The sequence below is a fragment of the Maribellus comscasis genome (assembly GCF_009762775.1).
In the GTDB taxonomy this organism is placed as follows: Bacteria; Bacteroidota; Bacteroidia; order Bacteroidales; family Prolixibacteraceae; genus Draconibacterium; species Draconibacterium comscasis.
On record NZ_CP046401.1, the window covers coordinates 7025892 to 7038121 of the forward strand.

At 39.7% G+C, this 12230-nt stretch carries 12 protein-coding genes; 8 read left to right on the top strand and 4 right to left on the bottom strand.

The window, feature by feature from the left end:
- Nucleotides 1-95: 95 nt before the first annotated feature.
- The 7 genes from GM418_RS28170 (at nt 96) to GM418_RS28200 (ending at nt 7220) form a co-directional block, all read left to right on the top strand.
- Nucleotides 96-1406 carry an acetyl-CoA hydrolase/transferase family protein gene (locus tag GM418_RS28170; protein ID WP_158871231.1) on the top strand — a complete coding sequence of 437 codons (1311 nt, stop codon included), beginning with the start codon at nt 96-98 and terminating at the stop codon, nt 1404-1406.
- 208 nt (nt 1407-1614) lie between these two features.
- Complete coding sequence (gene mce / locus GM418_RS28175; RefSeq protein WP_158871233.1) at nt 1615-2019, top strand: methylmalonyl-CoA epimerase; 405 nt, start codon at nt 1615-1617, stop codon at nt 2017-2019.
- Nucleotides 2020-2045: 26 nt separating this feature from the next.
- Entirely contained in the window at nt 2046-3605 is a 1560-nt protein-coding gene (locus tag GM418_RS28180; RefSeq protein WP_158871235.1) for an acyl-CoA carboxylase subunit beta, read from the top strand.
- A 12-nt stretch (nt 3606-3617) separates the two neighbouring features.
- A complete protein-coding gene (locus tag GM418_RS28185) occupies nt 3618-3992 on the top strand; it encodes an OadG family protein (protein WP_158871237.1) in 375 nt (124 codons plus the stop codon).
- Nucleotides 3993-3997: 5 nt separating this feature from the next.
- Entirely contained in the window at nt 3998-4423 is a 426-nt protein-coding gene (locus tag GM418_RS28190; protein ID WP_158871239.1) for a biotin/lipoyl-containing protein, read from the top strand.
- A gap of 16 nt (nt 4424-4439) precedes the next feature.
- A complete protein-coding gene (locus GM418_RS28195) occupies nt 4440-6083 on the top strand; it encodes a sodium ion-translocating decarboxylase subunit beta (protein ID WP_246222784.1) in 1644 nt (547 codons plus the stop codon).
- Between the two features lie 111 nt (nt 6084-6194).
- A complete protein-coding gene (locus tag GM418_RS28200) occupies nt 6195-7220 on the top strand; it encodes a zinc-dependent alcohol dehydrogenase family protein (RefSeq protein WP_158871241.1) in 1026 nt (341 codons plus the stop codon).
- An 18-nt stretch (nt 7221-7238) separates the two neighbouring features.
- Here GM418_RS28200 and GM418_RS28205 read toward each other — a convergent pair whose 3' ends face one another.
- Nucleotides 7239-7751 (bottom strand): aminoacyl-tRNA deacylase, encoded by a 513-nt coding sequence (locus GM418_RS28205; RefSeq protein ID WP_158871243.1) that lies wholly within the window; start codon nt 7749-7751, stop codon nt 7239-7241.
- A gap of 201 nt (nt 7752-7952) precedes the next feature.
- On the opposite strand from GM418_RS28205, the gene GM418_RS28210 reads away from it, so the two are divergent.
- The gene (locus GM418_RS28210) at nt 7953-9182 is read left to right on the top strand and encodes an alpha/beta hydrolase (protein WP_158871245.1); all 1230 of its coding nucleotides are present in this window, start codon (nt 7953-7955) and stop codon (nt 9180-9182) included.
- 215 nt (nt 9183-9397) lie between these two features.
- On the opposite strand, the gene GM418_RS28215 is transcribed toward GM418_RS28210, so the two are convergent.
- The 3 genes from GM418_RS28215 to GM418_RS28225 all read right to left on the bottom strand — a co-directional run bounded on the left by GM418_RS28215 (nt 9398) and on the right by GM418_RS28225 (nt 12221).
- Nucleotides 9398-10981, bottom strand: a complete 1584-nt coding sequence (locus GM418_RS28215) for a sulfatase family protein (RefSeq protein ID WP_158871247.1) — start codon at nt 10979-10981, stop codon at nt 9398-9400.
- An 81-nt stretch (nt 10982-11062) separates the two neighbouring features.
- Nucleotides 11063-11983 (bottom strand): DUF6807 domain-containing protein, encoded by a 921-nt coding sequence (locus GM418_RS28220; RefSeq protein ID WP_158871249.1) that lies wholly within the window; start codon nt 11981-11983, stop codon nt 11063-11065.
- Nucleotide 11984: 1 nt separating this feature from the next.
- Entirely contained in the window at nt 11985-12221 is a 237-nt protein-coding gene (locus GM418_RS28225; protein ID WP_158871251.1) for a hypothetical protein, read from the bottom strand.
- Between the last annotated feature and the right edge of the window lie 9 nt (nt 12222-12230).

Genomic DNA, 12230 nt, shown 5'->3' on the forward strand with positions numbered 1-12230 from the left:
GAACAAGTATTTCTGATATTCGAAAGTTAAAAAAGCAGATTGTTTTTTTATATTTGCGCCCTTAATTCGAAAACCTGATTTATAGTCCGGAAACCATGAAAAATATAAAATTTATAACGCCACAAGAGGCGGTAAAAGTAGTAAAATCAAATGATCGTGTGCACATGCACAGTGTTGCTGTGACACCACACCCACTGATTAAAGCACTGTGCGAAAGAGGAAGAAACAAAGAGTTCAGAAACGTAAGAATCCAGCATATCCATACGGAAGGAACAGTTGATTATGCAAATCCTGAATTCGAGGGAATCTTTCAGTTGGAATCATTTTTTGTGGCTCACAACGTAAGAAAACAAACTCAGGCAGGTTACGCTGATTATATTCCTGTTTTTCTTCAGGAAACACAACGTTTAATCCGCGAAGGTTATTTAAAAGTAAACGTAGCCATGATTCAGGTTTCTGTTCCTGACAAGTTTGGTTATGTTTCTCTCGGGACATCGGTTGATGCTACACTGGCGGCGGTAGAAAAAGCTGATACTGTGATTGCAATTGTAAACCCGAATGTACCGCGTGCATTTGGTGATGCAATGATTCACATCAACGAAATTGACCTTTTCTGTGAAGACGACAGCGAACTGGTAACTGCCGAACCCGGCCCAATTAGCGAAACCGACCGCAAAATTGGTGGTTACGTAGCCGAACTGGTTGAAGACGGCGCTACCCTGCAAATGGGAATCGGAGCCATTCCAAATGCTGTTTTAACAATGCTTGGAAACCACAAAGATCTTGGAGTTCACTCTGAAATGTTTGCTGATGGTATTCTGCCTCTTGTTGACAAAGGCGTGGTTAACGGAAAAAACAAAAAAATTGACAAAGGTAAAATGGTCGCTACCTTCCTGATGGGGTCAAAAAAATTGTATGATTTTGTTGACGACAATCCGGGAGTTTTAATGAATGATGTTCGTTACAGCAACCGTGTTAATGTAATTGCCAAAAACCCAAAAGTAACTGCAATTAACTCGGCATTACAAATTGATATTACCGGACAGGTTTGTGCCGACTCTATCGGAACAAAATTCTATTCAGGTGTTGGCGGACAAATCGACTTTCTGAGGGGAGCTTCATTAAGTAAAGGAGGAAAACCAATCATTGCCATGCCGTCAGTTACCAATAAAGGGATTAGCAAAATAGCACCTATTCTGACGCCCGGTGCAGGTGTAGTAAGTACACGTGCAAACATTCACTGGCTGGTTACAGAACATGGTGCAGTAAATTTATATGGAAGAACATTGCAGGACCGCGCAAAACTGATTATATCCATAGCTCATCCTGAACATCAGGAAGAATTGGATAAAGCAGCATTTGAACGGTTTGGGCCTCATTTCCATTTTGTTTGGGACGAACAGTAAAAAATTAGGATAACAAGGCAGACTGGGTTCTGCCTTTTTTTTGTTTCAAACATTTATTGAGGCTATCAAAATGTCAATATTAATTAATTCTGAAATTCATATTCAAAAATGAAATGTTTTTTCGTTTTGAACTTAAGGAATAAACAGAAAAGTAACTTTGCAGCTTTAAAATTCTGACAATAAACACTTTAAAATAATTCTAAATAAGATGAACATATCGCATATTGAACACATTGGAATTGCAGTTAACAGTTTGGAGGAGGCAATTCCATTTTATGAAGAAAAACTAGGTCTGAAATGTTATTCGGTTGAAGAAGTTACAGACCAGAAAGTAAAAACAGCTTTTTTTATGGTTGGTCAAACCAAAATCGAATTGCTGGAATCAACAGATCCGGAAGGACCAATCGGAAAATTCATCGAGAAAAAAGGCCAGGGAATTCACCATCTTGCGTTTGCAGTTGACGATGTAAATCAATCGTTAGCCGAACTGGAAGAAAAAGAAGTCCGGCTAATCGATAAATCGGCCAGAAAAGGAGCAGAAGGACTAAATATCGGTTTTCTTCATCCAAAATCAACAATGGGTGTGCTTACCGAAATTTGCGGAAAAGAATAAGTTAATATAACAACCGATTTTATATAATGAGTACCCAGGATAAAATAAAAAAATTAATTGATTTACGTGCTGAGGCAAAACTTGGTGGAGGAATCAATCGTATTGAATCGCAACACAGAAAAGGTAAATTTACCGCCCGTGAAAGGATTGAGTTGTTGCTTGATGAAGGAAGTTTTGAGGAGTTTGACATGTTTGTTACACATCGTTGTACAAACTTTGGTTTGGAAAAAACAAAATTTTTAGGAGACGGTGTAGTAACCGGACACGGAACCATCGACGGAAGAGTGGTTTATGTTTTCTCACAGGATTTTACCGTGTTCGGAGGTTCACTTTCTGAAACCTTTGCGCAAAAAATCTGCAAAGTGATGGACATGGCTATGAAAGCCGGAGCGCCCGTAATTGGTATTAATGACTCAGGTGGTGCGCGTATTCAGGAAGGTGTTACATCGCTGGCCGGCTATGCCGAAATTTTTGAGCGTAATATCCTGGCCTCAGGAGTTATTCCGCAAATCTCTGCCATTTTTGGCCCCTGTGCAGGTGGTGCTGTCTACTCCCCTGCCCTTACCGACTTTATAATGATGACCGAGCAAAATTCCTACATGTTTGTTACCGGTCCTAAAGTTGTTAAAACCGTTACCGGTGAAAATATCAGCGTTGAAGATTTGGGAGGTGGTAAAATCCATGCCTCAAAATCGGGTGTCGCCCAGTTTTTGGTTGAAAATGAAAAAGAGGGACTAATGATCCTTCGGAAACTGATAAGTTATCTTCCTCAAAATAACCTGGAAGATCCTGTAGTTACGGAGTGTAACGATCCTATTGATCGTTTGGACGATCTATTAAACGAAATTATTCCGGAAAATCCCAATCAGCCATATGATGTAACAGATGTTATTCATACCATTGTTGATTATTCCGAGTTTCTGGAAATTCACAGAAATTATGCACGAAATATCGTTGTCGGATTTGCAAAATTTGACGGTCAGCCGGTAGGTATTGTTGCCAACCAGCCTAATTACCTGGCAGGAGTACTCGATATTGAAGCATCAAGAAAAGCAGCCCGTTTTGTTCGGTTCTGCGATAGTTTTAATATCCCGATTATTACGCTGGTTGATGTTCCGGGATTTTTGCCGGGAAGTAAACAGGAATACGGCGGTATTATTACACACGGTGCAAAACTAATGTTTGCATACGGTGAAGCTACGGTTCCGAAAATAACAGTAACCTTGCGTAAATCGTATGGTGGTGCACACGATGTAATGTCGTGTAAACAATTACGAGGCGACCTGAATTATGCATGGCCAACAGCCGAAATTGCAGTGATGGGTGCTTCCGGTGCCGTTGAAGTATTACACGGCAGAAAATTAAAGGACATTGAAGACCCGGAAGAAAGAGCAAAATTTATTGCAAAACACGAAGAGGAATACACAGAAAAGTTTGCCAACCCGTATCAGGCTGCTTCTTTTGGTTATATCGACGATGTGATTGAGCCAAGAAATACACGTTTCAGAATTATTCGCGGATTACAAAGTTTGGCAACAAAAAAACTGATAAATCCACCGAAAAAACATTCAAACATTCCACTTTAAAACTGAAAACCCATGAATCTTTTATTTACACTATTGGTTAGTTCGGTAGAATTCGGTTATACAGTTACGATAGTTGGATTTTCAATTGTGTTTTTTGCACTGACACTTTTGGTGGTCGTGTTTCTTCGCCTGCCTAAAATTGTGAATATTAATCTGAAAAAGATGTTTCGCAAAAAAGGAGAAGAAGAAACTCATAAAGAGGAGAAAGAAGACGATTATATTGTGGAAGGAAATGTTACTGCAGCAATCAGCATGGCGCTTCATTTGTATTTCGACGAAATGCATGATGAAGAGAGTAACATTGTAACCATAAAAAGAGTTAGAAAAGCATATTCTCCCTGGAGTTCAAAAATTTACAGTGTAACACAAAATTGGCCAAAACAATAAACAACATGAAAAAATATAAATTCATAATCAGAGGTAACGATTACGATGTTCACATAAGGGATATTGAAGAAGATATTGCAGAGGTGGATGTAAACGGTACCATTTACGAGGTAAAAATCAAAGGAGAAGTCAAAACTTCAAAAACACCTAAATTAATCCGTAAACCGGTTGAGCAACTTCCGGGCGAAGGACAAATTAAAAAGAAAGAAACAACAGGAAAACATACCATTGGAGCACCACTGCCAGGTACTATATTAAAAATTAATGTATCAGTAGGCGATGTTGTAACGGAAGGACAAACCCTGATGATTATGGAAGCCATGAAAATGGAAAACCAGGTTCAGACGGATAAAGGTGGAGAAATTCTTTCTATTAAAGTAAACGTGGGTGATACCGTGTTGCAGGATGATGTTTTGATTGAAATTGGATAACCTTACGATTTTTAACATGAAAAAAATACTTCAATTACTACTACTTTTATTTCTTTGTTCGCCGGCTGTTTTTGGCGGTGAACAATCAAAAGAAATAGGTAATGTTCTTACGAAAGGGAAATGGGTAAACTATAGTGATGGTTATGTTCCAAATCCAACTTACCACATCGAGGACGGTGACGACGAAAATGTAACAACAAAAAGACGATTTAAAACCTACGGTTTTGAAGAAGACAAAACCTTTATTCTTGACTCGGCCAAGGTTCGTTACACCGGTCACTACAGCTTTGAAGACGGAAAAGTGCTTCTTAGTTTTAACCCGGTAAAAGTCACTCATCTTCACAAAAATACCGACCCCAATAACCAGGGCGGCTATGTTACAAAAGATGAAATTGTTACTTTACCCGACCGTGCTTTATATCTTGATGACAACGGACACCTGGCCGGTGATGGTTTAGTGTACAAAAACTACAGCGGAGCTGTTTCAGGTTTATTCAATTTTTACGAATTCTCAGGATTTGCAAACGTTTCCTGGCGTCACCTGGTAATGATGCTCGTTGGTTTTGTTTTTATCTTCCTGGCCATTCGATATGACTTTGAACCCTTGCTTCTGATTCCGATTGGTTTTGGAATTCTAATTGGTAATATTCCAATGTTTCAGGTTACTGATTTTAACCTGAAACTGGGGATTTATGAACCGGGTTCAGTACTTAATATCCTCTACCAGGGAGTTGTGCAGGGTTGGTACCCGCCACTTATTTTCCTTGGTATTGGTGCCATGACAGACTTTTCGTCACTGATTTCGAATCCAAAACTAATGTTACTTGGTGCAGCGGCACAAATCGGTATTTTTCTTACTTTTTTGGGAGCGCTTTATTTGGGCTTTGCACCACCGGAAGCAGGTGCTATCGGAATTATTGGAGGTGCCGACGGGCCAACAGCTATTTTTATTTCTTCAAAACTGGCCAACGGGCTTAATGTCCTGGCCGACGGCACTACGGTGAAAAACCTTATCGGGCCAATAGCGATTGCCGCATATTCCTATATGGCTCTGGTCCCTGTTATTCAGCCACCTGTTATTCGTTTAATGACAAGCAAACGGGAGAGAAAAATAAAAATGAAGCCTCCGCGTGCGGTTTCAAAGCTGGAAAAAATTCTCTTTCCTATTGTTGGATTGATTTTAACAGCGTACATCGCTCCGTCTGCACTTCCGTTGCTCGGAATGCTTTTCTTTGGTAATTTGCTAAAAGAATCGGGAGTAACCAAACGATTGGCCAATACTGCAAGTAATACCTTAATTGATATTATCACCATTTTACTTGGGATTACAGTTGGTGCTTCAACACAAGCTGATGTTTTCCTTACTCCTTCATCGATTAAAATTTTTGCTTTGGGGGCAGCCTCATTTGTTGTCGCTACTGCAGGTGGAGTTACCGGTGCAAAAATTATGAATCTTTTTATGAAAAAGGAAAATAAAATAAATCCGATGATTGGTGCAGCAGGTGTTTCTGCGGTTCCCGACAGTGCAAGGGTTGTACAGACGATGGGATTAAAAGAAGACCCGACCAATCACCTGCTTATGCATGCCATGGCTCCAAACGTTTCCGGTGTGATCGGTTCGGCTGTAGGTGCAGGTATTTTGCTAAGCTTTTTGATGTAAAACACGTACTTTGATATATTCTAAAAACCTTCGGGGCCTTTGTGCTTTGAAGGTTTTTTCATTTATAGTCCTTCTTTTGTTTTTCTGAAAACATCCTCTAATTTTACGCTTATGAAAGCCTGGGTAATTAACAAGATTTCGGATCTGACAAAAGAGGACAAACCTTTACAATTCAAAGAGCTTCGCAAACCGACTGCAAAAACCGGAGAATTACTAATCCGTATTCGGGCTTGCGGCGTTTGCCACACAGAGATTGATGAAATTGAAGGCCGCACTCCTCCGCCAAAATATCCGGTAATTCCGGGGCATCAGGTTATCGGAACCGTTGAAGAATCAAAAAGCAAAAAAACAACTTTCAATGTTGGAGATCGGGTTGGAGTAGCATGGATTTTCTCAGCCTGTGGAACGTGTGAATACTGCCTGTCGGGGCAAGAAAATTTGTGTCCCGATTTTCGGGCCACAGGACGGGATACAAACGGAGGATATGCTGAATATATGGTTGTGCCTGAAAAATATGCCTATCCGATTCCTGAGATTTTTTCTGATGCTGAAGCCGCTCCCCTGCTTTGCGCCGGTGCAATCGGTTATCGCTCGGTTGCCTTGTGCAACTTAAAAAACGGCGAACCAATCGGATTAACAGGTTTTGGGGCATCTGCTCACCTTGTATTAAAACTTTTAAAGTACCGTTACCCCAAAACAGCGGTTTATATTTTTGCCCGGAACCCAAAAGAAAGAGAATTTGCTCTTGAACTTGGTGCTAAATGGACGGGTAACTCAACAGAGAAACCTCCAGAATTATTACAAAGTATTATTGACACAACACCGGTTTGGAAAACAGCAATTTCTGCTTTGGAGTTTCTAAAACCAGGTGGAAGATTGGTTATTTACGCCATCAGAAAAGAATCGACAGATCAGGATTTTTTAACAAAACTCGATTACCAGCGTCACTTATGGATGGAAAAAGAGATAAAAAGTGTAGCCAACGTGACCAGCTACGATGTAAAGGAGTTTATCAAAATTGCCGCTGAAATGCCCTTTAAACCTCACATAGAAATTTATCCGTTTGAGCAGGCAAACAAAGCAATTATGGATATAAAAAATCGAAAAATAAGAGGGGCTAAAGTTTTACAACTATAGTTGGAACCAAAAAAACAGCTAATAGTCAAGTTCCCATCTCTCACTGGGATCTCCGGGAATGGAAACCGTTTTCCATGAAAATTTAAAAACTCGTGGCTGAACCAGTCGCTCAAAATCTTTATACTCCAATTTTATCATTTCGGTATGTGTACCTGCATTAAATGCGATCATTTTGTCCTCAGCCATCGTTTCCGAAACATATACTCCCAAATCATATAAATTTCCAAACGGTGGCATGGCTCCCAATTCACAGTCAGGGAAGAAATATTTAAACTCAGCTTCACTGGCCAGTGAAACCTTTCGGGTTCCAAAAATCTCCTGTAAAAGATTAAAATCTACCTGAAAGGAAGCAGGTAAAACTGCCATTGCCATTTTTCCATCAATTTTAATCATCACAGTTTTTGCAAATTCTTTTCCTGAAACATGTGTCGACGCAGCAATTTCCTGTGCAGTAAAAGCACTTGAATGTTTTATTACCACATATTTTATGTCCTTCTCATCAAGAAAAGCTTTTAGTTTTTTTGCTGGCATTTTAAATGGTTTTAAATACATAAAGAATCACGAACAAATACTGACTTAACAGCTCAAGAGAATCAGGTTACCTGTTTATTGTACCGGGTAGTTTAAAAAAAGTTTCAAAATGTGTTACATGTTTATTCCCTGAATGTCTCTGCTTTACAAGATCAAATGTTACTTTTGAAACATTGTTACTGTAAACTAAAACAATAAAAAATGAATCTAAAACCTGTTTTCCTAAGCTTTCTTATTATTATGATCGGTTCAGCAGTTATTAATGCACAAAAGACTTACCAGGTCGTTGTTGATGAAACAAAAAACGGAAGTATCGAAATTGTGCCTAAAATTCCTTCTGACGGAAAATTACCGGAAGGAACTATTCTTAAAATCAGGGCAACACCGGATGAAGGCTATGTTCTGGATGCCGGTTACTATTCTGTAAAAGGCATGTGGGGGGCCATGTATCACGAAACTATGGCATCGCCTTTTGAAGTGCTTATCAATCAGGATAAACATGTTGGAGCTTCTTTTATAAAGGCATCTGAAGTAAACCACATAAATGTCACTCAAAATGTAGTATATGCAAAACCGGGTGTTAAAACATTAAAATATGATGTTTACTCGCCCAAAGAAGCCAAAAACCTTCCCTGTATTGTGATAATCCATGGTGGCGGCTGGGCGTCAAACAATGAAGATATTATGCGTGGAATGGCCCGTGAACTAACAAAAGGAGGACAATATGTAGTATTCAGTATTGATTACCGCTGGCAGGGCAAACTGGATGGCGATGAAGAAGGAAATATAATGGCAGACATTATTGAAGATGTTTTTGGTGCCATCGCCCACATTATGGAACATGCCAAAGAATATGGCGGCGATCCGACCCGAATAGCAGTAACCGGCGACAGTGCAGGCGGGCATCTTTCTGCTGTGGCCGGTACAATGCCAAACAAAATCGGAGACGGTGGATTTGGGAAAACACCGGGCGTATTTGAATTTATGCCTTCCTACCTTCCCGAAAACAAGACTCCTGAACAAGTAAGAAATGAAATGATGAAAGCCATTCAGGCTGCAGCTCCGAGCTACGGTGTTTTTGGAGGCAACCTTTTAAACCATTATTCCGGAGATCCCAAAGCGGATGAAACCTGGAAAGAAGGAATTGCCCCTCTCAGTAATATTCCAAATGCTTCTGAAAGGGAAATTCCACACTATTTAAGCCGTGGGACCAAAGACATGTTAATAAAAGATGAAGCTGTTAAAGTTTATGTTGATGCATTGGTTCAGGCGGGGCAACGAGTTCAGTATGTGCAGGCAGGCGGTGCCGGTCATGCATTTTTTGACTGGAAACCGGATGAAAGGACAAAAGATACTTTTAAAAAATACGGAGTATATTACTGTGCAGAAATGAAGGCATTTTTCAATTCTGTTTTTTACCCCGAAGATTAACAAAACAACAACTAATTTTAAGAGGTTGTCCAAAAAGTAAAATAAATTGAAATGAAACTTTCATTTTATAACCGGCTTTCGTTTTACCCCTCCAAACCTCCCCTAAAAAGGGAGGCTTAAAGTTTCCTACAGGGGATTTAGGGTAAGAAACAAAGCGGTTACTTACGAATTGTAAGTTAATCCTATTATGAAATGACTTTTTGGACAACCTCTTTTTATTGTTCCGGTTGGGGAAATTGCCGCATTGGACTGTAACGTAAATAAGAGTCAAATACTTCCGGATTTGGACCTGTTACGCGTGGATCACCCGTTTCCTTCAATTTGTTAAGCAGGGCACTTTTTAGTTGTTTTTCAAGCGCCTGATATTTTTGATTCCCCGCTAGGTTATCCAGACATTCCGGATCTTTTTTGATATCATAAAGTTCAAATTCCGGCCTCTTCCCCACCGACCATTCAAAATATTTGTAAATATTTTTGTCATTGCGATTTTCAACAATAAACGATTTGGTTGGGCAAGCATCGATGTCAGTATATGCCCAGTCGGAATGATGAACTCCATTTTCATCGATACCATACATAGGAAGAAGTTCATCCGGATTTTCAGGATTTATTCGTTGAGGTGCTCCTGCCGGCCACCGTTCCGGTTTCATATTCCAAATGAAAAGAAAATCTTTACTTCTGACGACCCGTTGCGGGTAGCCCCAATTTTTATAACGCGACGATGAATGACGCTCCCTTCCTGCAAAAACATACGCTCTTGCAGCATCCGGATTGTCCGGGTTTTCGAGAATAGGTTTCATACTTTTTCCAAAAATCGGTTTCATTCCCTGTGGGGAGCTTTCTGTCAGCTCCAGAATTGTAGGTGCAAAATCAACAAATGAAACCGGGCTGTCAACAACTTTTCCGGAAGGAAATTCTTTCGGATACCGAACAGCCAATGGCACATGAACCCCATACTCAAAACCATTTGCTTTTGCACGGGGGAAAGGCATTCCGTTGTCGGCAGTAACAATTACAATCGTATTTTCAAGTTCTCCGATTTCTTCCAGATAATCCAGCATACGTTGCAAATGCAAATCAAACCACTCAATTTCAACTGCATAATCGAGCAAATCTCCTCGTATAATTTTGTCATCCGGCAGAAACAGAGGCACTTTTGCGTCTTTTATCTTTTTAGTTGTTCTTTTCCAGGAATCCTCTTCATACGCCCTGTGAGGCTCGTAACATCCGTACCAAAAAAAGAAAGGTTCATTTTCAGGCTGATGTTCGATAAAATATTTAAAGTTTTCAAAATAATTTGTTGTATGAATTCCTCCCGCCGTTCGTTCATCATTTTCTTTCGTATAGCGGATATTTGAACGGGCAACTCCCGCTGCATCTTCTTTTCTCCAGAGCGAATCGCCTTCATTACGCGCATATTGAAAAGGGCCAACTCCCTTGCCTGTCCGGCCTGTGTAATAGCCGTTTTTCTCCAGCATATCAACAAAAGGAACATATTTTTTTAACCATGAAGAAGCATGCTGACCCGATTGTTCATTTTGCCAGTGATACCGTCCGGTTACAATTGTACTCCGCGAAGGTGCACAACCGGGTGAACCGGCATAACAGTTTGTGAAATAGATCCCTTCGGCAGCCACTTTGTCAAAAGCCGGTGTTTTAACAAAATTGCATCCGGCAAATCCGGTATGCGAAAACGACTGGTCGTCGGCAATGGCAAAAAGAATATTGGGCCGTTTCTGAGCCGAAGAAAAATACGTTATCATCAAAAACAAAATAAGAAAAACACTTAATCTTTTCATTGGATAATTTGCTTTATGAAAAACCAGGTTTAGGTTATATTATTCATCAGAATAAAAAATTATAATTCGGTTTGGTATCAATTATGGTTCTGAAACAATCTTTTGAATTTTTCTGTCATTCATCTTACCTGAATAAACAATTAAGGAGTACTTTAAAACCAACGATTCGGTGGTAGAAACGGGTATTGTTTTGTTTCCGGGAAAAGCGGCATTTTGCATGCTGTTTCTATCTCGCAGAATCCATTTTTGAGGATAACCGGGGTTATCGGGATTATCAACAATAACAATCCCTCCTTTTGTATTATTGGCACCAACTGAGCCTGAAATATTCACATAACCTTTTGATTCAACCTGAGTCACTTCCGGTTTTATTTCTCCGCCGGGACCAGAAAAAGTAACATCGTCCGGGAGGAGCATTCGCACCGAAAAACCACTGTAGCCTTTCTCATCTTCAGAGCCACCAATTGAAAGATTCTCGGCCAAAGCCAAAAGGTGAATTTCAAAATCAATTTTCCTGTAATTACTTTTTTCGGGATGAATTGTAATCGTTGTATTCTCTTTCAGATAAGAAATTTTTTCTCCCAATCTTTTCCATTTGTCCGATTTCCATGCCATTTCGGTTTTAAAAACGGCTGAGCCATCTCTGTCGGAGACATACTCCACTTCATTAAGCTGTTGTTCAAAATCTTTTAGTTCCCAACCGTCGCCGATACGTTTATCACCAATCCAAATCTGATGCCACGCCCAGAACACTCCACGCTGATGTAAATGATCTGCCGGAAAATCTTCTGTTAGTACATTCCCTTTTAGTCCCCAAAGCGGATGGATGTAATTACAACGTTCATACTGTCCTTCTTTATTTTTGGGTTCTGTTTGAAAAAAAAGCACTTCTTTTTGATTTTCAGTAAACAAAAAACCCCCTTCGGCCTTTTTCATTTTAACCTGGGAGAATCCCGGGTGCCCGATTATTAAAATAAAGAGTAGTCCATAAGTCACTTTCATTTTAGTTTTTTTGAATTAGTTTGGTAATGGCTAAAAATACCAAACGAAACAATAATACCAAAAAGTAAATAAGAAAAGTTATTCCGAGTACAACGGGAAGCTGACTTATTAGTTCGCTCCAATCGGTTTTATATTTTGAAATAGCGTAAATATTTAATCCTACTGCTGCGAAAAAACAAACCAAAAGAATAATTGCTTCTTTCTTCAACCTTGCTGCTGTAATAGTTATATTTTTCATCGTCAATTT

Coding starts and splice junctions, on each gene's coding strand:
- GM418_RS28210 (WP_158871245.1), top strand. CDS start 7,953: ATGAATCTAAAACCTGTTTTCCTAAGCTTTCTTATTATTATGATCGGT.
- GM418_RS28190 (WP_158871239.1), top strand. CDS start 3,998: ATGAAAAAATATAAATTCATAATCAGAGGTAACGATTACGATGTTCAC.
- GM418_RS28180 (WP_158871235.1), top strand. CDS start 2,046: ATGAGTACCCAGGATAAAATAAAAAAATTAATTGATTTACGTGCTGAG.
- GM418_RS28200 (WP_158871241.1), top strand. CDS start 6,195: ATGAAAGCCTGGGTAATTAACAAGATTTCGGATCTGACAAAAGAGGAC.
- mce (WP_158871233.1), top strand. CDS start 1,615: ATGAACATATCGCATATTGAACACATTGGAATTGCAGTTAACAGTTTG.
- GM418_RS28215 (WP_158871247.1), bottom strand. CDS start 10,981: ATGAAAAGATTAAGTGTTTTTCTTATTTTGTTTTTGATGATAACGTAT.
- GM418_RS28205 (WP_158871243.1), bottom strand. CDS start 7,751: ATGCCAGCAAAAAAACTAAAAGCTTTTCTTGATGAGAAGGACATAAAA.
- GM418_RS28225 (WP_158871251.1), bottom strand. CDS start 12,221: ATGAAAAATATAACTATTACAGCAGCAAGGTTGAAGAAAGAAGCAATT.
- GM418_RS28195 (WP_246222784.1), top strand. CDS start 4,440: ATGAAAAAAATACTTCAATTACTACTACTTTTATTTCTTTGTTCGCCG.
- GM418_RS28220 (WP_158871249.1), bottom strand. CDS start 11,983: ATGAAAGTGACTTATGGACTACTCTTTATTTTAATAATCGGGCACCCG.
- GM418_RS28170 (WP_158871231.1), top strand. CDS start 96: ATGAAAAATATAAAATTTATAACGCCACAAGAGGCGGTAAAAGTAGTA.
- GM418_RS28185 (WP_158871237.1), top strand. CDS start 3,618: ATGAATCTTTTATTTACACTATTGGTTAGTTCGGTAGAATTCGGTTAT.